The organism is uncultured Pseudophaeobacter sp. (assembly GCA_905479575.1).
Classification (GTDB): domain Bacteria; phylum Pseudomonadota; class Alphaproteobacteria; order Rhodobacterales; family Rhodobacteraceae; genus Pseudophaeobacter.
In genome coordinates, this window is record CAJQNB010000073.1 from 14,945 (window position 1) to 37,969 (window position 23,025).

The following is a 23,025-nucleotide window of genomic DNA, read 5'->3' on the forward strand; positions in this document are numbered from 1 at the left end:
GATATCACTATGGTTTCTCGCGTTATCCCCGTCGACCCCTTTGATCTGGTTCTCTTTGGTGCCACTGGCGATCTGGCGCGCAGAAAAATCCTGCCGAGCCTGTTTCACCGTTTTCAGATCGCGCAGTTCAGCCCCCAAAGCCGCATCATCGGCACGTCGCGCAGCAAGCTGGACAAGTCCGGGTTTCAGGCCTTCGTGGCCGAGGCCATTCGGGAGTTTGGCCAGGAGGGGGAGACCGGAGAAGAGGATATCGCCGCCTTTGTTCAATTGCTGGACTATGTGCCAGTGGATGCAAAAGACGACACCGGCTGGCTGGCGCTGAAAAGCCATCTGCGCGCCGATGTGATCCGGGTGTTTTACCTCTCCGTGGGACCCAGCCTGTTTCCTGAAATCGCCAGCCGCCTTAGCTCTTGCAACATTGCCACACCAGAGAGCCGGATTGTTCTGGAAAAGCCCTTTGGCCATGATCTGGGGTCGGCACAGGCGCTGAACGGGGCGTTGCGGGATCATTTTGACGAAAGCCAGATTTACCGGATTGACCACTATCTGGGCAAAGAAACGGTGCAGAACCTGATGGCGCTGCGCTTTGCCAACTCCCTGTTTGAGCCGTTGTGGAATTCCACCCATATCGACCATGTGCAGATCACCGTTGCCGAAAGCATCGGCGTAGCGGGGCGGGGGGAATATTATGACCGTTCTGGGGCCATGCGGGATATGGTGCAGAACCATTTGATGCAGCTGCTCTGCCTGACCGCAATGGAGCCGCCCTCGCGGTTCACCTCTAATGCGGTGCGCGATGAAAAGGTCAAGGTGATCGAAGCGCTGGAAACGGTGGCGCAGGGCGATCTGGCACGGGGACAATATCGTGCCACCCCCGGCAGCGCTGTTGCCGACAGCTATCTGGATCACGCCGGCGATCCCAACAGCCGCACCGAGAGCTTTATCGCGATGAAGGTGCAGGTGGCCAACTGGCGTTGGGCCGGGACGCCCTTTTATCTGCGGACGGGCAAATGCCTGCGGGCCCGTGAAAGCGAAATTGCAGTGTATTTCCGTGATCCGCCCCATAACATTTTTGAAGGCGCCGACGGGGTGCATGGCAATGTCCTGGTGATCCGCCTGCAACCGGATGAGGGCATCACCCTGCGCACCACGATCAAGGACCCGGGCCCAGGCGGCATGCGGCTTACGGGGGCCAATCTGGATATGACCTTTGCCGACTCCCTGCCCGAAGCGGGGCGCCCCCAGGATGCCTATGAGCGGCTGATCATGGATGTCATTCGCGGCAACCAGACCTTGTTCATGCGCGGGGATGAGGTCGAGGCCGCCTGGGCCTGGGCCGATCCAATCATTGACGGCTGGAGCCAGTCCGGCGCCGCTCCCCAGGCCTATGATCGTGGCGGCTCGGGACCTGAGGATTCCCTGTTGCTGATGCACCGCGATAATCGCCGTTGGCGCACTATTGGCGCCTGATGCGTTTCACCACCGCCCCTTTGCCGACCCCATCGCTAGCACCTGCCAGACACCCGAAAGGCCTCTTACATGCGACTTAATAAAACTCTCGCCGAGGTAACCCACCGGATCATCGCCCGCAGCGCCGCCAGCCGCAGCGCCTATCTCGAGCGCATGCAGGCCGCTGCAGGCAAAGGACCGGCGCGGGCGCATCTCAGCTGTTCGGGGCAGGCCCATGCCTATGCCGCCACCGGAGCGGATCAAGCGACACTTGCCGAGGCCAGCAGCGGCCATCTGGGCATTGTCACCGCGTATAATGATATGCTGTCAGCGCATCAGCCTTTTGAAACCTACCCGGCGCTGATCCGCGAGGCCCTGCGTCAGGCCGGGGGCACGGCGCAGGTGGCGGGCGGAGTGCCTGCGATGTGTGATGGTGTCACCCAGGGCGAGGCGGGTATGGAGCTGAGCCTGTTTTCCCGCGATACCATCGCCATGGCCACCGGCATCGCGCTGAGCCACAATGTCTTTGATGCTGCGGTCTATCTGGGGGTCTGTGACAAGATCGTGCCGGGGCTGGTGATCGGGGCACAGGCCTTTGGTCATATTCCGGCGGTTTTCCTGCCTGCGGGTCCCATGACCAGCGGATTGGCAAATGACGAAAAGGCGCAGATCCGACAAAAGTTTGCCGCCGGAGAAATCGACCGGGCCGAATTGCTGAAAGCCGAGATGGCGGCCTATCATGGCCCCGGCACATGTACGTTTTACGGGACCGCCAATTCCAATCAGATGTTGATGGAATTCATGGGGCTGCACCTGCCCGGCTCCAGCTTTGTCAATCCCGGCACCGCCCTGCGCGAGGCGCTGACGGTAGCGGGGTCACAACGGGCGCTGGCGCTCTCGGCGCTTGGCAATGACTATACGCCGATCTGCCAGGTGCTGGATGAAAAGACCTATGCCAATGGCATCGTCGGGCTGATGGCCACGGGCGGCTCCACCAATCTATTGATCCACCTCATCGCCATGGCGCGCGCCGGCGGGATCATTCTGGACTGGCAGGATTTTGCGGACCTGTCGGAGGTGGTGCCGCTGCTGGCGCGGGTCTATCCCAACGGCCTTGCAGATGTGAACCACTTCCACGCCGCTGGCGGTTTGGGCTTTATGATCGGTGAGCTGCTGGAGGCGGGCTTCCTGCATGGGGATACCAAAACTGTGGCGGGCGAGGGGCTTGCGAGCTACACCCAAGAGCCGTTGCTCTCGGAGGAGGGGCTGACATTCCGTCCTGGCCCCAAGGAGACCTTGAACGCCGCAATTGTGCGCCCGGCAGCGGAGCCATTTCAGGCAACGGGTGGGTTGAAACGTCTGACGGGCTCACTGGGGACTGCGGTGATTAAGGTCTCGGCGGTGGATGAAAAACATCATGTGATCGAGGCGCCGGCGCGGGTGTTCCACGACCAGGAGGACGCCAAGGCGGCCTTTAAGGCAGGGGAATTCAACGGCGACGTTATTGTGGTGGTGCGTTTTCAGGGCCCCAAAGCCAATGGCATGCCCGAGCTGCACAGCCTGACCCCGATGTTGGCGATCCTGCAGGGGTGGGGTCACAAGGTGGCGTTGGTCACCGATGGGCGCATGTCTGGGGCTTCGGGCAAGGTGCCCGCTGCCATTCATGTGGTTCCCGAGGCTCTGGATGGTGGACCAATTGCCAAGGTTCGCGATGGCGATATGATCCGGCTGGATGCCACCAGTGGCGCGCTGGAGATCCTGACAGAGGGGGTGCTGGACCGCGCCTGCGCCAGCGCCGATCTCAGCGCCTATCAGCACGGCACGGGGCGCGAAATGTTTGGTATGTTCCGCCGCACTGTGACCTCAGCGGATACAGGTGCCACGGTGTTTGATCTGCCCACCGAGGCGACGCCGACCTCAAAGAACTGACACAGAGCAGGCAGACCGCCCCTTTGAGCACTTTCCCAATTTATTTTCTATGCCCCGCGACTGCCCTGCGCGGGGCATATGGTTGTGCCTGATCTGCTGGGCTTGACTCTTGGCGGGCTTTGAGTGTTTTTGAACCAATGTAGAATTGGTTCAGCTGGCTGTTGCAGGCTGAAACGTGACGGGCCTAAACATGACGGGCCGAAACATGACGGGCCGAAACAGGTCGCAAGGGGGCGCAGATGCAGGGGTTTACCACACGGCCAGAAATTCGCGGCTCCTTTGGTGTTGCAACCTCAACCCATTGGATCGCCTCGGCTGTGGGCTTTGGCATTCTGGAGCGTGGCGGCAATGCCTTTGATGCGGCGGTGGCCGCCGGGTTGGTGTTGCAGGTGGTCGAGCCGCATTTGAACGGCCCTGCCGGGGATCTGCCGGCCATTTTCCATTCCGCCCAATCCGGCAAGACGACAGTGCTTGCCGCCCAAGGCCCGGCGCCGGCCGGGGCGACGATAGATCACTACAGGGCACAGGGGCTGGAGCTCATCCCCGGCTCAGGACTGCTGGCCACGGTCATTCCCGGCGCCTTTGATGGCTGGATGCTGATGCTGCGCGACCATGGAACCCTGTCTCTTGCTCAGGTGATGGAGCCTGCAATCTCCTATGCGCGCGACGGCCACCCGGTTTTGCCTCGGGTCGCCCATACCATCGCAGGCCTGGCGGACTATTTTGCGGCTGAGTGGCCCAGTTCCGCTGCGACCTGGTGTCCCGGTGGCGTGGCACCTGCACCAAATGAAAATTTCAAGAATCCCGATCTGGCCCGGACATATCAACGTCTGGTGGATCTGGGTGAGGCCAGCGGCGGGGACCGCGTGGCGCAGATTGATGCGGCCCGCAGCGCCTGGGCAGAAGGTTTTGTTGCCGAGGCAATCGCGCAATATCTAAAAACCGCAAAGGTGCATGACGTCTCGGAGCAAAAGAACAGCGCCGTGTTGACAGCGGCAGATCTGGCGCAGTGGCGGGCGCAGTATGAAGAGACCCTCAGTTATGAATATCACGGCTGGACGGTACATAAGACCCAGGCCTGGTCGCAGGGGCCGGTGTTGTTGCAAAGCCTGGCGATCCTGAACCATTTTGACCTGGCAGCGATGGATCCTTTCGGCGCAGAGTTCACCCATACGGTGATTGAGGCGATGAAGCTCGCCTATGCGGACCGCGAGGCCTATTATGGCGACCCGGATCACAGCGCGGTGCCGATGGATGTGCTGTTGTCGGATGAGTATAACGCCGCGCGCGCAGCGCTGATCACTGATCAGGCCTCGCTGCAGCAGCGCCCCGGGCGGTTGCCAGGGTTTGAACGTCAGGCGGATGCCTATATCGCCCGGGCGGCGCGGGACTTTGGCGTCGCTGAGGCTGCACCACAAGAGCCGACCATGGCGCATCTCACGGAGAAACGTGGCGATACGGTACATTTGGATGTGATTGACCGTTGGGGCAATATGGTCTCTGCAACGCCTTCGGGAGGATGGCTGCAATCCAGCCCTGTGGTGCCCGGTCTGGGCTTTGCGCTGAACAGCCGCGCCCAGATGTTCTGGCTGGAGCAGGGGCTGCCCACCTCCTTGGCGCCGGGGCGGCGCCCGCGCACCACCCTGACGCCAAGCCTGGCAGAAAAGGACGGCACGCGGCTGGTCTTTGGCACACCGGGAGGGGATCAGCAGGATCAATGGCAATTGATCTGGTTCCTGCGCTTTGTGCACCACGGGCTGGATCTGCAGGCGGGTATGGACGCGCCGCTGTTTCATTCGATGCATTTTCAAGGCAGCTTTTATCCGCGCGCCGCCCTGCCTGGCGAAATGATGATTGAAGCGGCTTTTGGCGAGGCCGTAATCGCTGACCTGCGCCAACGGGGCCATATGGTCACGGTGGCCGAGGATTGGACCGTTGGACGACTGACCGCAGCCCTGCGCCATGCGGATGGCAGCCTGCAGGCTGCGGCCACGCCACGCCTGATGCAGGCCTATGCGGTTGGGCGCTAAGTTGCGCGTGGCAAACTGTCTGGCGAGCAGAACACATACAGGAACGGGAACCTAAGACATGTTTGAGATCGAAACCCTTTTGACTTTGGCGGCTGTTGCCGCTGGATCGGGCGTCGTGGGCGGGATACTGGCCGGGCTATTGGGCGTCGGAGGCGGCATTGTCATTGTGCCGGCGCTTTATCTGGCTTTGTCCCTTACCGGGATGGACAGTGCGCTCACCATGCAGGTGGCCGTTGGTACTTCGCTGGCGACCATTGTGTTTACCTCGCTGTCGTCGGGCTATGGTCACTATCGCAAAGGCGCCATTGATATGGGCTTGCTCAAGCTTTGGGCGCCGTCAATCCTGATCGGGGTGCTGATTGGTGGTGTTCTGGGGGGGCTGGTGTCCGGCAAGGTGCTGATTGCGGTCTTTGCCGTGGTGGCGGCCATCGTCGCCTTAGACATGATCCTGCGCACAGGCGCTGACAGTGCAACTCCGCGCAGCTTTGCCAAACCTGTTTGGGCCGCTTTGGGCGTGGTGGCCGGGGCGATTTCGGCCATGATGGGGATTGGCGGCGGTACCGTCTGTGTGCCGCTGTTGAATTTCCTCGGCTATGACATTCGCAAAGCGGTTGGCACCTCAGCGGCCATTGGGTTTGTGATCGGTGTGCCCGGCGCACTGATTTACATGGCGACCGGTTTTGGCGCCGAGGGGCTGCCGCCGTTTTCTTTTGGTTATGTGAATCTTTTCCTGGCAGCGGTGATCATTCCTTTGAGCACCAGCTTTGCGCGGGTGGGGGTTAAACTGGCCCATAGCATTCCGCGCAGAGCCCTGCGACTGGCCTTTGGCGTATTCTTGATGCTGACCTCTGCGCGTATGTTCAGCGACCTGGCAGGTCTGTAGCCAGCAATGACCGATCACCCTCCACGCAGCCCAGCAGGCACATCCGATACCCGGCAGCCGCAACAGCATCTGGCGCAGCAGTTGCGACAGGGAATTGCCTCCGGCACCATGCTGCGCGGGGACCGCCTGTTGCCTGAACGAGAGATGGCGCAGCATCTGGGCGTCAGTCGGGCCCGTTTGCGGCAGGCGCTGGATCTGCTTGAGGCCGAAGGCGCCCTGTTTCGCCGACGGGGGCAGGGAACCTTTGTGCAACCGCCCCCCGCAACTGACGCCGCGCGGCTCAAGAGCCTCGCGCAACGGGTGAGCCCGCAAGAGGTGATGGAGGTGCGGTTGCAGATCGAGCCTGCCCTGGCAGGTCTTGCAGCCCTGCGTGCCGATGACCAAGCGCGCGAGCTTTTTGCACAGGCGGCGCAGGCGACGCTCGATGCGCCGGATCAACACAGCTACGACGCTGCGGATGACGTCTTTCACTATAAAATCGCAGAGATGGCGCAGAACCCGCTATTTCTGACCGTCTATGAGGCAATCCGTACGGTGCGGGCGCAGTCCAGTTGGGCCACCACACGGGCCGCTCATTATTCGCCTGAGGTGATGGCCGTTCTGGGGCAGCAGCACCAGACTCTGGCAGCGGCCATCCTAAAGGGCGACAGCCCGGCGGCAACGCAGATCATGCAGGACCACCTGCACTGCGTGGCGGAGACGCTGTTGCAATCCCACTAGGGTCGTGACCTTAGAGGAACACCCGGTATTGGCTTAATAACTTCATGCCCTGTTTTGTTATTTGCGGAAATTTTCTGGTAAGTAATATCTCAGGTTGCAGGTTCTTGTTCCGGAGGTTGTTTTGGCGCTGTTTTTGAATTTTTAATAAACGAACTTTAATAATTAGGTGTACAACCTTGTGGAGTTTTTAAATGTTCAGGAATGTCTCAATAAACTTAAGATTGCTGGTTTCTGGCATTACAGCGGTGTCATCTATCGTATTTCTGGCCAGTCTGTCGGTCTATAGCCTTTGGCAGAGTGAATTGGAATTGGAAAGGCAAATCGCCACTGTCGAGGCGGTGCGGCAGGAGTTAAACGCAAATCTGAAACGCGAAGCGATAGAAGGGCTGGTTGTTTACGGCCTGCTTCAGGGTGCAGATCTCTCCAATGATGATAAAACAGCGCTGTCGGCGCAGCTGACGGAAGAGGCAGAGAGCCTTCTGACCAGTCTCAAAGAGCTTCAGGTGACAGAAACCCAGCCCGAAACCGCCGCCGCGATCGAAACAGTTTTGCCTATGGCAGAGCAGAACCTCGCCTCTAGCCAGGCTCTTCAGGCTTTGGGGTTTCGCGATAGTGCCGCTGCTCTGGCAGCGCTGCCGTCCTATTTGCAAGAATTCCACGCCTTGGAGGAAGCGCTTCACTCGATTGGTGAAAGCATTGAAGCGCGTGCCGCGGAAACAGCGGTGGCGGCGCAGGCCCATGATATGAATATGCTTTATACGTTATTGGGTGTTTCTGGCCTGGCCATTTTGGTGATGCTATATAATGCGCGCAGAACGACCCTGACCATTACCAGACCAATCGAACGCTTGCGCATGGCGCTCAAAGAGGTTGCGAAGGGGGATTTTGAGGTCAGGATCTCTGACCGAATGCGCCCGGACGATTTTGGTGAAATTGCCCATGATATCGATGTGATTACTGCCCTTGTTGTAAAAACTCTCGCCGAACAAGAGGCGGGCCGAGCCGAAGGGGAGCGTGTTATCACCCGTCTTGGGAACGGGTTGAAAAATATGTCGAAAGGGGACTTTAGTGACCGCATTGATGAAACTTTTGACGATGAATACGACCCATTGCGCATTGATTACAATGAAACGGTCGATAACCTGAATGAATTGATTTCCAAGGTGGTATTGGCCAGCAAGGGTATTCAGGGACGATCCAGTGAAATTCAGGTCGCATCCGAGGATCTGTCGACGCGTACTGCCAGCCAGGCCGCAACGCTGGAGCAGACTGCAGCAGCGCTGGAGCAGATGGCCATGAGCGTCAACACTGCGGCGCAAAACACCAAAGAAGTCGAGCAGGCGGTGGTGACAGCGCGCAGCGACGTGGAACACAGCGGGCGGGTCGTTGAGGGGGCAATTGCCGCCATGAACGAGATTGAAGCGTCTTCTAGCCGGATTTCGCAGATCATTGGGGTGATTGATGACATCGCCTTCCAGACCAACCTTCTTGCGCTTAATGCCGGGGTTGAAGCGGCGCGCGCTGGCGAAGTGGGGCGAGGATTTGCTGTTGTGGCCTCCGAAGTGCGTGAGCTTGCACAGCGGTCGTCTGAAGCGGCAAAGGAGATCAAAATCCTTATCGCGACCAGCTCCGATCATGTTCAGGATGGGGTGCAGCAGGTTGACGGTGCAGGCAAGGCACTGGAAGCGGTTGTCCAGCAGGTCGCCCAGATTTCAGAGCTGATATCGGGTATTTCTGCGGTCTCTGCCAATCAGGCTACGGGGATCAACGAGGTCAATATCGGCATGTCTCAGCTGGATGAGGTGACCCAGAAAAATGCGACCATGGTTGATGAGTCCAGCTCTGCTATCCAGTCTTTGAATGGCGAAACACGCGGACTGAATCAGCTGGTTGATCAGTTTGTCTTGCGCGAGGAGCAGGATCAGATCGATGACGCAACCTCTTGGCAGGACAGTGCGCCTGAGCCTTGGCAGGACAGTGCGTCTGAGGTGGATTTTGCCGAAGCCACTGAAGATTTCGACGTGGATGATATGGACTATGAGGAAGAACAGATGCCTCGGTCTGCATAGGCCATCATCGGCCTGAGCCATCAACCTGACTGAGCCATCGACGAAGATCGCAGCTAGGATGATCTGTCAGACAATGGCCGGATGCGCCCATTTTGAACAGCCGTAAACTTGTGGCTGGATCTCAAACCGGGCGCATCCGCGAAATCGTACAACCAGACCTAAAGGTAGTAGCTGTCGGAAAAGACATGATGTGCCAACCGGTCACGCTTGAGGCCACGTTTTGCAAGCTCTTCGTCGCTCATCGCCATCAGTTTGGTTAGGGTTTTGTAGCGCGTATCGTTTTCGGCCATTGCGACCAAACCTCTGCCAAGGGCTGTGAAGGGCTTCGCAAGAAGATTCAAAAGTCCAAAGGCGGTTGGGGCGGTATAATGTGCGGTATGTGCCATTTGCAGGTCACTCCTGATAAAACGTCTCCCATGGGGTGAAAATAGGCGGCGGTTCTCCGCGCCACCAGCCGCAGCGCCGTCATAGCTGCTATGCGTTGAGCTCAGGCGCCGGGATGGCGTAAATTTCAGGCATTAAAATCATATATTTGTTAGATTTTTTGCATCTTGTGAAACCTGCGGGCTCAGGGGGCGTGAAATTGAACCCTTGGGCGGGTAGGGCGCATCTGTATTTCAGGATGAATCTGTCCAGTCCTTGGCATGTTGCAAAATGCAAGCATGAGGGAAAATGGTGTTTTTTCCCGTTGCGAGCAGGGCCTGAATGATAAGAATTGGCCCATGAGCGAAATGAACTGTCCCAACTGTGGTAGCCGCGTCAGCCCGGCGATCAAAAGCGTCAAGATGATCACCTGCGAGTCCTGTGCGACCACTCTGCTGCTTGAGGATGCGGGGCTGCGTCTTGCGGGCAGCCAGGGGGTGCTGCATGAGGTGCCGATGATTTGCCAGCTGGGCGATGAGCTCAAAATCGGCAAGGGGCGCTATCAGGTTCTGGGCCATGCCCGGTTTTCCTACGGGCGCGGCACTTGGGATGAATTCTGGGCGATTGACGGTTCCGGCAATCCGGTGTGGATTTCCGTCGATGAGGGCGATCTGATCCTGCAACGTGAACTGCCAGAAAAAGACTGGCCACAATACCGGGGCACGCTGCGTCTGGGCCGTACGCTGCGCTACAAGACCGAAGGGTTTCGCGTCGACGAAGAGGGAACCGGAACATGTGTTGGCCTCAAGGGCAGCTTTGGGCACCCGTTGACGGTCGGAGAGAGCTATCGCTTTCTCAACCTGCAGGGGGAGAATGGCACTGTGCTGTCGGCTGAGAGCGTCGGCAAGGACTATGAGTGGTTCATTGGCAGCTGGATCGACCCCTTTGAGGTCGAGGTCAAAGCAGCATGAGCCTGAACCCAGATCTTAAGTCGATCAACTGCACCGCCTGTGGCGCCGGGCTCGACGTTCTGGGCGGCGGCCGGGTGACAACCCATATCTGTAGCTATTGTGGCACGGCGCTGGATGCGTTGGACAATTATAAGGCCCTGGTAAAATTCAATATTCTGGAGCGCCCGGAGACCCCGATCAAGATTGGGGCGGCGGGGCAGATCTTTGGGGTGAACTACACTGTCATTGGGCTACTGGAACACGAAGAGGTCTGGCGCGGGCGCAGTTGGAAATGGGTGGATCATCAGGTGTTCTCTCCCACTCATGGCTATGCCTGGCTGACACTTGAGGATGGCCATCTGACCTTTTCGCGGCGCTACCGCAAGCCGGTGGGCTGGCTGTCAGAAGCTGAGGTCAACCGCGCAGATACCCGCCCGAGGGTGCGGGCCGGGGGAGAGGTGTTCCAATATTATGAGACCTCAACCAGCGCGGTGACCTATGCAGAGGGCGAATTCACCTGGGCGCCGCGCAAGGGACAGAAGACCACCACGATTACGGCGATGTCCGACACTGCGATGTTGGGCTTTTCGACCACCAAACGCGAACGGGAAATCTACCATACGGTCTATCTGGAGCCGACCGAGGTTTCCGGCTTTGATCTGGACACTGGGGGCAAGCCAAGCGGAGTACATGCGCTTCAGAAATTGAAGGCAGGCGCCCATGCAGGTTTCCTGACCAAGGCGGCACTGGGCTGCATGGTACTGTGCCTGGGTTTAGCGCTTGTCATGTTCCTGCAAAACGGCAGGCTAGCCGAAACGCGGCAACGGTTCTCGGTTACGGAACTGCCGGTAACCATCCCGTTTGAGGTGAGCGAACCAGGGCGTCTGACCCGTATTGAACTACAGGGAAATGGGCGCAATAGTTGGCACTTCCTGTCGGTAGAGCTGGAAGATCCCGAGGGGGAGGTGCTGTTTGAAACCGGGCGCACCGTGGAATATTATCATGGGCGCGACAATGAGGGCAGCTGGAGCGAGGGCAGCAATGCGGCAAGCCTGGCCTTTTTTCCGCCGGCGGCCGGTCGTTATGCGGTGACGCTGGATTTGGAAGAGAGCGGATTTTGGGCGCCCAATGTGAACCGCGCCTCTTCGCCGCAACGCCAGTTGACCGAGGTAAGCCTGCAAATCCGCAATGGCGTTTCCAGCAGTTTCTGGCTGGTTCTCCTGGCGCTTGGTTTTGGCTGTGTTGGCGGCCTGCCGATGCTGCGCCGTTATCTGCATAACAGGGCCCGCTGGCGCGACAGCGACTGGGTTGATGAGGACGACGATTGAGATGATGTTATTTCGGCTGGTCTTTGTTGTGCTCTCGGGGCTGGCTATCGCTGGAACCACCTATGTCGCCTATCTGGGCCATGGCGGCGAAAGCCGTGATTTGGATCGCTCTATCCGCGCTGTCAGCGCTGGGCGGGGATTGAATGGAAGTATCAAATAGAGAGGATTCTCATGGAGTATCTTGCCGCAATTCAGCTGGCTGAAATGATCAGCACTGTTGTCTATACAATTCTGGGCGTCGCGCTCATGGGGGTGATCTGGAAGGTCATTGACTGGATGACGCCTTTTCCCATCATGAAAGAGATCGAGCAGGATCAGAACATGGCGCTGGCGGTGTTGATTGGTTTGGTGTTCGTTTCGATTTCGATCATCATTGCGGCTGTCATTGTCTCCTGAGCCGCAGGTGCAGACGACAGAGAGCGCAGGCGTATCAACTGACCCGCTTGCGGCGGCCAAGTCCCTACGCCTGCGGGAAGCCTGGCTGTTGGTGGCAACCTTTCTGGTGGCTGTGGCCGGCCTCATCTATGAGCTGATCGCGGCCACATTGTCGAGCTACCTGCTGGGTGACTCCGTGCGACAGTTCTCCTATGTGATCGGGGTGTTTCTGTCGTCCATGGGGCTGGGGGCCTGGCTGTCGCGCTATGTGGAGCGCCCAATGGCGGGCTTTGTCTGGGCGCAGATCCTGCTGGGGATCGCGGGTGGGTTTATGGCGCCGGCGGTGTTCCTGACCTTTGCCTGGATGGAGAGCGTCAGCCTGCCGTTGTACGGATTGCTGATCACCGTTGGGCTGCTTTCGGGACTGGAGATCCCGTTGATCGCGCGGGTGCTCAAAGACATTGGCGCGCCGGAGTTCCGCTTTGAGAATGTTCTCAGCGTTGACTATATTGGCGCATTGGTTGCCTCGCTTGCCTTTCCATTGCTGATCATTCCGCACCTTGGCCTGATGGCTGGGAGTCTGGCGTTTGGGGCGCTGAACCTCGGGGTTGCCGGGCTGTCCTTGTGGATTTTTCGTCGCGATACCAGCCGGGCGCAGCTGGGGGTCTGGGCGATCGCGCTGCTGGTGACCTTGGTTGCATTATGGCAGGCAGAACGACTGGTATCAGTGACAGAGAGCAACCTGTTTGAGGATGACATTATCCTTAGCGAAGCCACGCCCTATCAGCAGATCACAGTGACCCGGTATCGCGACCGCACCCGGCTGTTTCTGGACTACTCGATCCAGTTTGATAGCCTGGATGAGTACCGCTACCATGAAAGCCTGGTGCATCCGGCCATGTCGTTGGCGCCGCGCCGCAAATCCGTGCTGATCCTTGGCGGCGGTGATGGGATGGCGGCACGGGAAGTGTTGCGCTGGGCGGGGATCGAAACGGTCACGCTCGTCGATCTGGACCCACGCGTCACCGAGCTGTTTCGCGACCACCCGGACCTGTCTCCTTTGAACCACGGATCCCTGTCTGATCCGCGCCTTGATATCAAAAATGTCGATGCCTGGCGCTTTGTTGAAGGCAGCAGCGCCGTCTATGATGTGATAATAATAGATCTTCCTGATCCCAAGAACCTGGCCCTGTCCAAGCTCTACAGCCGCCAGTTTTACGGCACCTTGGTTGAGCGGCTGAGCGCACAGGGGGTAATGGTGACACAGGCGGGATCGCCACTGTTTGCCCGCGAAGCCTTTTGGTCGATCAATGCGACCCTGCAGTCCAGCCGTAACCCCCAGGCCCCGGGGGCTGGGCTGTCGACGCAGCCCTACCATGCCTATCTGCCCAGCTTTGGCGATTGGGGATTTGTACTGGCCAGTCCGCAAAAACCGGCCTCGACGCGGCTTGGCCTGCCTGCAGGTCTGGCGGCGGAGCTGAAATATCTGACACCCGAGGTGTGGCAGGCGGCGCAGGTGTTTGACCCTCAAAGTGGTCCCACACCAGTGGCGGTCAATACGGTGCAGTCACATGCTTTGGTTGGGTATTATCTGGATGGCTGGGCGCGTTGGTTTGAGTAGCCCGTAGGACCTGGGGTTTATCCGGATGCGCGCCTGTGGCTGGAGATCCGCCACGCGGTTTCCTCTTAGCCTCCAGCGCCGCTTACTGGCGCGGGGGCCTGCTTTGCCGTCGAAAATACGGGCAGGCGAGGCGTCAGAGCGTGAGCTTGATGATTTCTGATCAAATTATTGCAGGGGGAACAGGGGATGGGATAGACAGCGGTCAGGATTGATCGCACGGGGCAAGACCCCAGTAAGGAATAGCCCATGACCCCGCTTTCTGGCCTCAAAGTTGTTGAATTGGCGCGCATTCTGGCAGGCCCCTGGATCGGCCAGTCGCTGGCGGATTTGGGCGCCAAAGTGACCAAAGTCGAAAGTCCTGATGGAGATGATACCCGCAGCTGGGGGCCTCCGTTTATTGAGCGCGACGATGATAAAACAGCAGCCTATTATTATGCGGCCAATCGCGGCAAAGACTGTGTTGTGGCGGATTTTCGCACCGAAGCAGGGCGCGCGCAGGTGCTGGAGCTGATCCGGGATGCGGATATTCTGATCGAGAATTTCAAGGTCGGTGGGTTGGCGAAATACGGCCTCGATTATGAGAGCCTGGCCCAGGTGAACCCGCGGCTGATCTATTGCTCGGTCACCGGGTTTGGTCAGGACGGACCCTATGCCAAACGCGCAGGCTATGATTTTCTGCTGCAGGGGATGTCCGGTTTGATGTCAATCACCGGTGAGCCTGAGGGCCAGCCGCAAAAGGTAGGGGTTGCGATCACCGATGTGGTCACCGGGCTTTATGGCACCATTGGCATTCTGGCGGCGGTTGAACAGCGCCATACCACGGGCCGGGGTCAGCACATTGACATGTCCTTGCTGGATTGCGCCACGGCGGTTCTGGCAAATCAGGCGATGAACTATCTTGCCACCGGCGACAGCCCGACACGGCTGGGCAATGCGCATCCCAATATCGCGCCCTATCAGGTCATGGCGGTACAGGATGGGCATATCATTCTGGCCGTGGGCAATGACGGCCAGTTCCAGCGCTTGTGCGATGTGCTGGGTCTGGCGGGCATCAAGGCGGATGCGCGGTTCAGTTCGAACCAACTGCGGGTGGCCAATCGCGATGCCTTGACCACATTGCTGGAAACCGTGCTGGCGGGCTGGAGCCAGGGAGAGCTGCTGGCAGCACTGGAGGCGGCGACGGTTCCGGCGGGTCCGATCAATACCGTGGGTCAGGCCTTTGAGGATCCACAGTTGCAGCATCGCGGAATGCAGATTTCACCAGAGGGCATTCCTGGCGTCCGTGGCCCCTGGAAATTCTCGGATGCTGAGCTGGCGCTGGAAAAATCGGCGCCCAAATTGCCAAAATAGGCTCTTCATTTTCTGGGCTACGGCTCTGGAGTGATGCTGATTGGCGGCTGGTCTCCCAGCAGGCGCCGCACCTTTGGGTCCAGTCTGACGCTGGTGCTGGGGTAGGCGCCGGTCAGCGCCAGGGCTTCGCGGGCGCTGGTGCGCTCAGAGATGCGTACCCAGACCGTGCGGGTGGAAAAGGGCTGTTGATCCGGGCGGGCAGATACCCCAAGGGTCAGCCCCTGCAGATAGGTTGTCTGTTGTGGGTGTTCCGGCATTAAAACTGTCTCCGACAAGAAACCACCTGCGCGCCGGTGGGTCTCATACATACACAGCCGGTTTCCCTGAAAGCTGGCCAGCCCGTGATAACGACTGCGCTGGCGAATGCTGCCGTCGCCGGAGGTCGCCCGCTCATAGGTATGGGTGACAACCAGACCATCCTCGGCCCGGAGCTGGATCAGACTGCGCAGGATCTGCCCTGGCCAGGTCGGGGTGCAGTAATAGGCGTGATAGACCCCTAAAAACCGACGCAGCGGGCGGGCCTGGTTTTGAAACAGCCGGTTGAACGGCAAAAATGAGGGGTTTGCGGCCAGCGCAGCCTTATCCAGCCGCGCGCCCTGTGCGGCGCAGAATTCATCATGGGGTGCCAGCAGCTCTGCCTCTGTCAGGGCAAAATACTTACTGATGCGCCGCAGGTTATGGGCCGAGGGGGCGCCGCCACCGCTGAGGTAGCGGTTGAACTGCTGGCGATTGATGCCAATGCCACGACAGGTCTGCGCAATCGGCCCCGCTTCGGCACAGAGCCAGCGCAGGTTTTGGGCGAAAGAAGACTGCATCTGGCGCTCGCTTTTGAGGATCTCGATAAAGTGCTTACATTAGCGTCACTTTGGGTACAATTGCGCAGTATGGAAATTCAACGACTTGGGCGAGATTGCAGCAAGATTTGTAGCCAGAAAATGAGATGCCCGAATGCCCAACGCCTATGACCTGATCGAGACCACCTGGATCACCCTGCCCGACGGGCGCCGCCTGGCTGCGCGGATGTGGTTGCCACGGGTGCAGACACCGGTTCCAGCCATTCTAGAGTATCTGCCCTACCGCAAGGGCGATGGCACCGCGCCACGGGATGAAACCACCCATAGGGTTTTTGCCAGCGAAGGCTATGCCTGTATCCGAGTTGACATAGCCGGAACCGGGGACAGCGAAGGCGTCTTTGATGACGAATATTCGGAGCAGGAGCTGAGCGATGGCGAAGCGGTTCTGGCCTGGATTGCGGCGCAGGATTGGTGCGATGGCAGCATCGGTATGATTGGCATTTCCTGGGGTGGCTTCAATGGTTTGCAACTGGCATATCGCCGCCCCGAGGCGCTCAAGGCGGTGGTCTCGGTGGCCTCGACAGCGGATCGCTACGCTGATGATATCCACTATATGGGCGGCTGCCTGCTGAGCGATAATGCCAATTGGGGCAGTCAAATGTTTGCCTACCAGTCGCGCCCGGCAAACCCCAAGAACCGCGCTGACTGGCGGGAGGATTGGATCAAGCGGATCGCGGAGATGCCCTTTATGGCCGCCGACTGGCTGCGCCATCCGACCCGCGATGATCAGTGGAAGCACGGCTCCGTCTGTGAGGATTGGTCGGCCATCACCGCCCCGGTTTTGGCCATCACCGGCTGGGCGGATGCCTATGTGAATACCCCATCCGCCCTGGCCGCCAATCTCACCGCACCTGCTAAGGCGCTGGTGGGCCCCTGGGAGCACCGCTACGCCCATATCGCCAAACTGGATCCGGCGGATTTCCATGGCGAGGTGCTGGCCTGGTTTGATCACCACTTGCGTGCAGAGGATAACGGAGCTCAGGATCTGCCGGACTACCGCACCTATATGCAGGAACATTTCAATCCCACCATGCAGAACAAGCCCCGTCAGGGCCGCTGGGTAGCTGAGGCGCAGTGGCCATCCCCCAATGTGCGCGACCGAGTGATGTATCTGGGCGCTGATGGGCTGTCGGAGACGGTCACACCAGGGCAGCGGGTTGTGCGCAACCCGGCGACGCTGGGGCAGGCTGCGGGTTATTTTTGTGCTGGTATGCGGTTTGAAAATGAACTGCCCGGAGATCAGACGGCGGATGATGCCATGGCTACCTGCTTTGACACTGGGCGACTGGCGGAGCCGCTGGAGATATTGGGACGGCCACGCCTGCGGGTGTCCTTCAGCGTCGACCGCCCGGTGGCGCAGTTGGTGGCGCGGCTGTGTGATATCTCGCCCGAAGGGGTCTCACAGCGGATCACCTACCGCGCCCTGAACCTCACTCATCGCGACAGCCATGAAACCCCGGAGCTTTTGGTGCCGGGGCAGCGCTATGAGGCCGAGATCGCCCTGAATGAATGCGCCCATCACCTGCGTGCCGGGCACCAGTTGCGGCTGGCGATATCGACCTCTTACTGGCCCATCGTCTGGCCCGCACCGCAGGCCGCCGAAGTAACGCTGCATCTGGAAAGCTCGACGCTCACCCTGCCGGAGCGGCGTGTCGCAACCGAGATCGCACCGCAAAACCCCGGTGCACCGCGGGATTATCCAACCCTGCAATCGCAGGTGTTGCGGCCCGCCAGCGGCACCTCACAGACCATAACCCGTGAAGATGGCACAGTGGTGCTGGATACCTTTGACGACTATGGCAAGGCGGTGGATCCCTATCACGGGCTGACGGTGGGCAGCCATGTGTCGATGCACTACGCAATCCACCCTGACGATCCGGCCTCCGCAGTGTTCGCCAGTGATTGGACTTTCACTTTTGAACAAGACGCGTGGCAGGTCTCGATTGACACCGAGAACAAGATGAGTTGCGACGTGGAGAATTTTTACCTGTGGCGCAAAGTGACGGCCCGCGAGGGGGCGGAGGTTCTGGTCAAGGAATGGCAGGAAACCATCCCGCGCGGATTTCAGTGATTGGCCGCAGATCAATACCTGGGTCAGGCGTCTTTCGCCTGACCGTCGCTGCTGATTTGACTTAAAAATCCAGGCCGAGATCCAGGGTGCTTGCCGAATGGGTCAGCGCGCCGGAGGAGATGAAATCTACCCCAGTGGCGGCGACTTCGGCAATGCGCTCCAGCTTCATGTTGCCAGAGGCTTCGGTCACCAGCTGGCCTCGGGCCAGCTCGACGGCGCGGATGAGATCGGGGGTGCTCATATTGTCCAACAGCACCACATCAGCGCCGCCGGTTTCCAGCACCTGGCTCAGCTGAGCCAGGGTGTCGACCTCGATCTCGACTTTCATCATATGGCTGACGCTGGCCTTGGCGGCGTTCAATACCTGGGCAATGCCACCAGCGGCGGCGATGTGGTTGTCCTTGATCAGGATCGCATCCGAGAGGCCAAAGCGGTGGTTTGAGCCACCGCCATGGATCACCGCCTGTTTTTCCACCATCCGCAGCCCCGGCGTGGTCTTGCGGGTGCAGGTGATGCGGGTCTGGCTGCCTTTGGTTTCGGCGACAAACCCGGCGGTGAGGCTGGCAATCCCGGACAGACGCCCGGCAAAGTTCAGCGCCACGCGTTCGCCGGAAAGGATCGCGGCGGCCGAGCCCTCGATGGTCATCAAGGTCTCGCCGGGAGCACAGGGGGCGCCATCCGCGATTAGGGTTTCAACCTGCAGCGAGGGATCCACCAGATGAAAGGCGATGCGGGCGATCTGCATACCAGATACAACACCGGCCTCGCGGGCATTCAGCCGCGCCCTATAGCGGGCCTCGGCCGGGATCACCGTGCGGGTGGTGATATCGCCGTTCTGGCCCAGATCCTCATGCAGGGCGGCGCGCACCAGGGGTTCCAGCAACAGGTCGGGCAGGGGAGCTTGGCGGATCATGGCATGTCCTTTCAAAGGCTTTGTAACACCCGGTCACGCAGGGCATGGGCGGCGCTGAGGCTGGTCTGGCTGCGCTGGGCGAGGGCAGGGTCTGCCTGCGGGAAATCGGTGCGGAAATGGCCGCCACGGCTTTCGCGGCGCTCCAGCGCGCTGGTGGCAATCAGGGTGGCGGTGGCGCACATGTTGAGAAAGGCCTCATCATGGGACTGCGCCGCTTCCAGCGCTTGCAGGGTGGCAAGTGCTTGCCGCAGCCCTTCTGCGTTGCGGCGCATGCCAACATGGGTGGTCATGGTCTGGCGCAGCTGTTGCACCGCCGCCGCATCCAGGCTCGGGGCGGCTGTTGCGAATGCAGGGTGGAGTTCTGCCACTGGCGCTGTCGGCATTGCGATAGTGTCTGCAATGTCCCGGGCAGCGCGGCGGGCATAGACCAGGGCTTCGAGTAGCCCGTTCGAGGCCAGACGATTGGCGCCATGCAGCCCGGTGGAGGCGGCTTCGCCACTGACCCACAAGCGATCCAGCGAGGCACGCCCGCGCATATCCGTCTCGATCCCGCCCATGTGATAATGGGCGGCGACAGCCACCGGAATTGGATCTTTTACCGGGTCAATCCCGGCGCGGGCGCAGGTTTCGGCCAGGGCGGGAAAGCGGCTCAGTACCTCGGCGCCAAGGGCGGCACGGGTGTCCAGCATGGGGCGGCGCCCGGCCTGGGTTTCGGCAAAGATACCCCGCGCCACCACGTCACGCGGCGCCAGCTCTGCGTCCGGATGCTGATCCAACATGAACCGGCGGCCATCAGAATTGATCAGGGTGGCGCCTTCGCCGCGCAAAGCTTCTGTCGCCAAGGGGGCAGGATCTTCGCCGCAGTCAACCGCAGTGGGATGGAACTGGACAAATTCCGCATCTGCAATGCGGGCGCCAGCGCGGGCGGCCAGCCCGATAACCTGGCCCCGGATACGTGGCGGATTGGTGGTATGGGCAAACAAGCCGCCAGAGCCACCCCCGGCGAGCAAAACGGCAGGGCAGGAGATCAGCACCGGCGCGGAGGGCTGGTCAGAGCGTCGGATCCAGACCCCTGTCACGGTATTGGCGCGGGTCTCCAGCCGCAGGGCCTCGGTGCCCTCAATAACCTGGATCGAAGGCGTGGCGCGGACCTCCTGGATCAGGGTTTCCATGATCTGTTGGCCCGCCTGATCGCCTTTGACCCGGACAACGCGGGCGGCGGAATGCGCGGCTTCGCGGCTCATCACGTAGTTGCCGTCAGCATCGCGATCAAACGGCGCGCCCAGCTCTGTGAGGTCAAGAATATGATCGCGGGCCATGCGGGTGACCATATCGGCCACCTCGACGTCGACGGTGCCGTCGCCGGCCCTGCGGGTGTCACGGGCATGGGAGGCGGCGCTGTCGCTTTTGGCCATGGCCGCAGCAACACCGCCTTGCGCCCAGGCGGAACTGGCCCCCAGACCCAGGGGCTCGGGCGAGATCATCAGCACCGGACGCGGGGCCAGCTCCAGCGCTGCGTAAAGCGCCGCAAGACCCGCACCGACAATGACGATACGGTCGGTGCTCAGCTGTTTGGCTGCAACTGGGGCGGTCATGCGCCTGGCTCCCAACGCGGCGCTGTTGCTGGAGAGGTCGCCACCTCTCAGATGCCCAGCTTTTGCGACAGGTCGATCATTTTCTGCACTGCCTGGCGGGCGCCTTCGGCGACTTTGGGATCAACCTCGATTGGCTCTGACATGGTGTGCAGCGACCAGAGAATTTTCTCCAGCGTGATCTTTTTCATGAAGGGGCACATGTTGCAGGGGCCGACAAAATCCACCTCTGGCAGGCTGTCTGCGATATTGGAGGCCATGGAGCATTCGGTGATCAGCAGGGCCTTTTCCGGCTTTTCGTCGGTGACATATTTGATGATGCCACTGGTGGAGCCGGAAAAATCCGCCTCAGCCACCACATCGGGGGGGCATTCTGGGTGGGCAATCAGCCGGGTGCCGGGATTCCATTCGCGGAATTCGCGCAGATCCTTGGCGCTGTATTGCTCGTGCACGATGCAGGAGCCCTCCCACCAGACGACGTTCTTATGCGGCACATCCTGGGCCACATTCTGCGCCAGATACTGGTCGGGGGTCATGATGACCGTGTCAGACTCCATGGCGCCGACAATCTGCGCGGCGTTGGAAGAGGTGCAGCAAATGTCTGAGGCGGCTTTGACCTCGGCGGTGGTGTTCACATAGGTGACCACCGGGGCACCGGGGTAACGGCGGCGCATCTCTTCGACACCCTCGGCGGTGATGGATTCCGCCAGCGAGCAGCCTGCCTCCATGTCTGGCATCAGCACGATCTTGTCCGGGCTGAGGATCTTGGAGGTTTCGGCCATGAAATGCACGCCGCATTGCACGATGACGTCGGCCTCGACCCGCGTGGCCTCGATCGCCAGTTGCAAGCTGTCGCCCACCACATCGGCAACCCCGTGGTAGATTTCGGGGGTCATGTAGTTATGCGCCAGAATGACCGCGTTGCGCTCTTTTTTCAGGGCGTTGATCGCAGCCACATAGGGGGCGTGGATAGCCCAGTCCATTGGCGCAACCACGCGTTTCATGCGCGCATACTCCTCGGACATCTCCTGCGCCAAAGCGGGGTTTGGCGCCAGATCGTAGTGAGCGGCGAGCTGATCGCGCATGGTTTGCAGATCAAACATGGCTAATCCTCAAAGTGGTGTTCAGGATGAAACTTTGGGTGAGGCTTGTTTCACGTTCAAATTCCGCACGCAAGGGAGACAGGGGGAATACCGGTGCCTGTGCGGTAATTTGGCGCGAAGGAAGCCCGTTGTTGGGGTCTATTGGCGCATTGCGGCAGCAAAAGGAAACCAAAATGCGCCTGCCGGGTCGTATTTCCCGGGTTTCTTGTCTGTATTGATCGCGGAAATTTGCAAAGTTCCGATAGAAAAAGATGGCGAATTTGACCCCTGGGTAGAGGCGGCCAAAGGTGGGGCTGGACAAATTGTCCCTTTTTCTACCCTTGGCAAATTAGCCCTGTTTTTGAGCGATTAGCTGTGATTTTGAACCAAGGGAAGGTCAGATGGTGACCCGGGCAGGAGGCGGCTATCCTCCCACCCTAAGAGGAGAAAAACAGGCGCAATGGTTGATCTGTTGGATGGTATGCTAAGGGCCTTTTGGCTGGTAGTGACCTTGGATTCTGACCTGGTAGAAATTACGCTACGCTCGCTGCGGGTCACTTTGACCGCGTTGGCGGTTGCCTCGGCGATTGCCCTGCCGTTTGCGGCATTGCTGGCGGTGCGCCGGTTTCGGATGCGGCGGATCACCATTGCCGTGCTGAACGCGCTGATGGGGCTGCCGCCCGTGGTGGTCGGGTTGATCGTCTATGTGTTTTTGTCACGCTCCGGGCCGCTGGGGGTGATGGGACTGCTGTTTACCCCAACAGCGATGATCATTGCGCAGGTCATTATCATCGTGCCGCTGGTTGCCTCGATTGCACATCAGTCCCTGCGTGAGCTGTGGAGCGATTACCACGATCTGCTGATTTCGATGAATGCCAGCCAGGGGCAGCGGATCAAGGCGCTGCTTTGGGATGGGCGCCGGGCCTTGCTGACGGCGGCGCTGGCGGGATTTGGCCGCGCCATCGGTGAGGTCGGCGCCATCATGGTTGTTGGCGGCAATATCGACCATGCAACGCGGGTGTTGACCACCGCAATCGCCCTAGAGACCGGCAAAGGTGACTTTGCCATGGCGCTGGGGCTTGGGTTTGTGCTGATTGCCATGGCGATCACCGTCAACCTGGCAATTCACTGGCTGGGTCACACGGAAAGTGAGGGGCGCTGGTAATGAAGACCGCATTGTTTCCGCTGGTCGCCAAACAGGCCATGGTCCGCCGCCGTGGCAAGGTGCTGGTTGGTCCCATTGATCTGACCCTCGAAGGTCGGGGCACCACCATTGTGATCGGCCCCAATGGCGCTGGCAAGACCACGACGATGGAGTGCGTCGAGGGTCTGCGTACTCCCGAACGGGGAACGATTTCGGTCTTGGCACTGAATCCATTCAAAGATGCCTACCAGCTGCAAGACAGAATTGGTGTTCAGCTTCAAGAGACCCAGCTACAAAAGCGC

21 protein-coding genes are annotated in these 23,025 nt (G+C 59.8%); 16 read left to right on the forward strand and 5 right to left on the reverse strand.

Annotated elements, in window-relative coordinates; genetic code table 11:
* Positions 1-9: 9 nt before the first annotated feature.
* The 6 genes from zwf (at position 10) to QZ268_RS17665 (ending at position 9,080) form a co-directional block, all read left to right on the forward strand.
* Positions 10-1,470: a glucose-6-phosphate dehydrogenase gene (zwf, locus tag QZ268_RS17640; RefSeq protein WP_295455153.1), complete on the forward strand. Its 1,461-nt coding sequence runs from the start codon at positions 10-12 to the stop codon at positions 1,468-1,470.
* Positions 1,471-1,539: 69 nt separating this feature from the next.
* On the forward strand, positions 1,540-3,378 hold the full coding sequence (edd, locus tag QZ268_RS17645) for a phosphogluconate dehydratase (protein WP_295455154.1): 1,839 nt from the start codon (positions 1,540-1,542) through the stop codon (positions 3,376-3,378).
* A gap of 239 nt (positions 3,379-3,617) precedes the next feature.
* Positions 3,618-5,408, forward strand: coding sequence for a gamma-glutamyltransferase family protein (locus QZ268_RS17650; RefSeq protein WP_295455158.1), 1,791 nt, complete (start codon positions 3,618-3,620; stop codon positions 5,406-5,408).
* A gap of 58 nt (positions 5,409-5,466) precedes the next feature.
* On the forward strand, positions 5,467-6,291 hold the full coding sequence (locus QZ268_RS17655; RefSeq protein WP_295455160.1) for a sulfite exporter TauE/SafE family protein: 825 nt from the start codon (positions 5,467-5,469) through the stop codon (positions 6,289-6,291).
* Positions 6,292-6,297: 6 nt separating this feature from the next.
* Positions 6,298-7,011 carry an FCD domain-containing protein gene (locus QZ268_RS17660; protein WP_295455162.1) on the forward strand — a complete coding sequence of 238 codons (714 nt, stop codon included), beginning with the start codon at positions 6,298-6,300 and terminating at the stop codon, positions 7,009-7,011.
* Positions 7,012-7,256: 245 nt separating this feature from the next.
* A complete protein-coding gene (locus QZ268_RS17665) occupies positions 7,257-9,080 on the forward strand; it encodes a methyl-accepting chemotaxis protein (RefSeq protein ID WP_295455164.1) in 1,824 nt (607 codons plus the stop codon).
* A 158-nt stretch (positions 9,081-9,238) separates the two neighbouring features.
* Here the strand turns inward: QZ268_RS17665 and QZ268_RS17670 are convergent, their stop codons facing one another.
* Positions 9,239-9,466 carry a hypothetical protein gene (locus QZ268_RS17670; protein WP_295455165.1) on the reverse strand — a complete coding sequence of 76 codons (228 nt, stop codon included), beginning with the start codon at positions 9,464-9,466 and terminating at the stop codon, positions 9,239-9,241.
* A 336-nt stretch (positions 9,467-9,802) separates the two neighbouring features.
* Between QZ268_RS17670 and QZ268_RS17675 the strand changes: the two genes are divergently transcribed.
* The 6 genes from QZ268_RS17675 (at position 9,803) to QZ268_RS17700 (ending at position 15,067) form a co-directional block, all read left to right on the forward strand.
* Positions 9,803-10,414, forward strand: coding sequence for a DUF4178 domain-containing protein (locus QZ268_RS17675; protein ID WP_295455167.1), 612 nt, complete (start codon positions 9,803-9,805; stop codon positions 10,412-10,414).
* Positions 10,411-11,721, forward strand: coding sequence for a DUF4178 domain-containing protein (locus QZ268_RS17680; protein WP_295455168.1), 1,311 nt, complete (start codon positions 10,411-10,413; stop codon positions 11,719-11,721). The genes QZ268_RS17675 and QZ268_RS17680 overlap by 4 nt, the downstream gene beginning before the upstream one ends.
* A gap of 1 nt (position 11,722) precedes the next feature.
* Positions 11,723-11,881 carry a hypothetical protein gene (locus tag QZ268_RS17685; protein ID WP_295455170.1) on the forward strand — a complete coding sequence of 53 codons (159 nt, stop codon included), beginning with the start codon at positions 11,723-11,725 and terminating at the stop codon, positions 11,879-11,881.
* Between the two features lie 11 nt (positions 11,882-11,892).
* Entirely contained in the window at positions 11,893-12,117 is a 225-nt protein-coding gene (locus QZ268_RS17690) for a DUF350 domain-containing protein (RefSeq protein ID WP_295455172.1), read from the forward strand.
* Positions 12,118-12,124: 7 nt separating this feature from the next.
* Positions 12,125-13,717 (forward strand): polyamine aminopropyltransferase, encoded by a 1,593-nt coding sequence (locus QZ268_RS17695; RefSeq protein WP_295455173.1) that lies wholly within the window; start codon positions 12,125-12,127, stop codon positions 13,715-13,717.
* Between the two features lie 246 nt (positions 13,718-13,963).
* Positions 13,964-15,067, forward strand: coding sequence for a CaiB/BaiF CoA-transferase family protein (locus tag QZ268_RS17700; protein WP_295455175.1), 1,104 nt, complete (start codon positions 13,964-13,966; stop codon positions 15,065-15,067).
* A 17-nt stretch (positions 15,068-15,084) separates the two neighbouring features.
* Here QZ268_RS17700 and QZ268_RS17705 read toward each other — a convergent pair whose 3' ends face one another.
* Complete coding sequence (locus tag QZ268_RS17705) at positions 15,085-15,882, reverse strand: helix-turn-helix transcriptional regulator (protein WP_295455177.1); 798 nt, start codon at positions 15,880-15,882, stop codon at positions 15,085-15,087.
* A 133-nt stretch (positions 15,883-16,015) separates the two neighbouring features.
* Between QZ268_RS17705 and QZ268_RS17710 the strand changes: the two genes are divergently transcribed.
* Positions 16,016-17,992, forward strand: a complete 1,977-nt coding sequence (locus QZ268_RS17710) for a CocE/NonD family hydrolase (RefSeq protein ID WP_295455179.1) — start codon at positions 16,016-16,018, stop codon at positions 17,990-17,992.
* Positions 17,993-18,053: 61 nt separating this feature from the next.
* On the opposite strand, the gene nadC is transcribed toward QZ268_RS17710, so the two are convergent.
* From nadC to nadA, 3 genes are read right to left on the reverse strand one after another with little or no spacing between them, the layout of a single operon-like run.
* The gene (gene nadC / locus QZ268_RS17715) at positions 18,054-18,905 is read right to left on the reverse strand and encodes a carboxylating nicotinate-nucleotide diphosphorylase (RefSeq protein WP_295455181.1); all 852 of its coding nucleotides are present in this window, start codon (positions 18,903-18,905) and stop codon (positions 18,054-18,056) included.
* Positions 18,906-18,916: 11 nt separating this feature from the next.
* The gene (locus tag QZ268_RS17720) at positions 18,917-20,500 is read right to left on the reverse strand and encodes an L-aspartate oxidase (RefSeq protein ID WP_295455183.1); all 1,584 of its coding nucleotides are present in this window, start codon (positions 20,498-20,500) and stop codon (positions 18,917-18,919) included.
* Between the two features lie 47 nt (positions 20,501-20,547).
* Positions 20,548-21,600 (reverse strand): quinolinate synthase NadA, encoded by a 1,053-nt coding sequence (gene nadA, locus QZ268_RS17725; protein WP_295455184.1) that lies wholly within the window; start codon positions 21,598-21,600, stop codon positions 20,548-20,550.
* Here nadA and QZ268_RS17730 point away from each other — a divergent pair.
* The 3 genes from QZ268_RS17730 to QZ268_RS17740 form a co-directional block, all read left to right on the forward strand.
* Positions 21,599-21,952, forward strand: a complete 354-nt coding sequence (locus QZ268_RS17730; protein WP_295455187.1) for a hypothetical protein — start codon at positions 21,599-21,601, stop codon at positions 21,950-21,952. The genes nadA and QZ268_RS17730 overlap by 2 nt on opposite strands.
* Before the next feature lie 87 nt (positions 21,953-22,039).
* A complete protein-coding gene (locus QZ268_RS17735) occupies positions 22,040-22,744 on the forward strand; it encodes an ABC transporter permease (protein ID WP_295455189.1) in 705 nt (234 codons plus the stop codon).
* A partial coding sequence (locus QZ268_RS17740) for an ATP-binding cassette domain-containing protein (protein ID WP_295455191.1) occupies positions 22,744-23,025 on the forward strand: 282 nt, incomplete at its 3' end. The genes QZ268_RS17735 and QZ268_RS17740, both read left to right, overlap by 1 nt.

Bases quoted from the DNA above. Each gene is read 5' to 3' on its own strand.
- nadA (WP_295455184.1), bottom strand. From the start codon at position 21,600: ATGTTTGATCTGCAAACCATGCGCGATCAGCTCGCCGCTCACTACGAT.
- QZ268_RS17655 (WP_295455160.1), top strand. From the start codon at position 5,467: ATGTTTGAGATCGAAACCCTTTTGACTTTGGCGGCTGTTGCCGCTGGA.
- QZ268_RS17650 (WP_295455158.1), top strand. From the start codon at position 3,618: ATGCAGGGGTTTACCACACGGCCAGAAATTCGCGGCTCCTTTGGTGTT.
- QZ268_RS17705 (WP_295455177.1), bottom strand. From the start codon at position 15,882: ATGCAGTCTTCTTTCGCCCAAAACCTGCGCTGGCTCTGTGCCGAAGCG.
- QZ268_RS17720 (WP_295455183.1), bottom strand. From the start codon at position 20,500: ATGACCGCCCCAGTTGCAGCCAAACAGCTGAGCACCGACCGTATCGTC.
- zwf (WP_295455153.1), top strand. From the start codon at position 10: ATGGTTTCTCGCGTTATCCCCGTCGACCCCTTTGATCTGGTTCTCTTT.
- nadC (WP_295455181.1), bottom strand. From the start codon at position 18,905: ATGATCCGCCAAGCTCCCCTGCCCGACCTGTTGCTGGAACCCCTGGTG.
- QZ268_RS17730 (WP_295455187.1), top strand. From the start codon at position 21,599: ATGGCTAATCCTCAAAGTGGTGTTCAGGATGAAACTTTGGGTGAGGCT.
- QZ268_RS17700 (WP_295455175.1), top strand. From the start codon at position 13,964: ATGACCCCGCTTTCTGGCCTCAAAGTTGTTGAATTGGCGCGCATTCTG.
- QZ268_RS17735 (WP_295455189.1), top strand. From the start codon at position 22,040: ATGGTTGATCTGTTGGATGGTATGCTAAGGGCCTTTTGGCTGGTAGTG.
- QZ268_RS17690 (WP_295455172.1), top strand. From the start codon at position 11,893: ATGGAGTATCTTGCCGCAATTCAGCTGGCTGAAATGATCAGCACTGTT.
- QZ268_RS17685 (WP_295455170.1), top strand. From the start codon at position 11,723: ATGATGTTATTTCGGCTGGTCTTTGTTGTGCTCTCGGGGCTGGCTATC.
- edd (WP_295455154.1), top strand. From the start codon at position 1,540: ATGCGACTTAATAAAACTCTCGCCGAGGTAACCCACCGGATCATCGCC.
- QZ268_RS17675 (WP_295455167.1), top strand. From the start codon at position 9,803: ATGAGCGAAATGAACTGTCCCAACTGTGGTAGCCGCGTCAGCCCGGCG.
- QZ268_RS17670 (WP_295455165.1), bottom strand. From the start codon at position 9,466: ATGGCACATACCGCACATTATACCGCCCCAACCGCCTTTGGACTTTTG.
- QZ268_RS17680 (WP_295455168.1), top strand. From the start codon at position 10,411: ATGAGCCTGAACCCAGATCTTAAGTCGATCAACTGCACCGCCTGTGGC.
- QZ268_RS17710 (WP_295455179.1), top strand. From the start codon at position 16,016: ATGCCCAACGCCTATGACCTGATCGAGACCACCTGGATCACCCTGCCC.
- QZ268_RS17660 (WP_295455162.1), top strand. From the start codon at position 6,298: ATGACCGATCACCCTCCACGCAGCCCAGCAGGCACATCCGATACCCGG.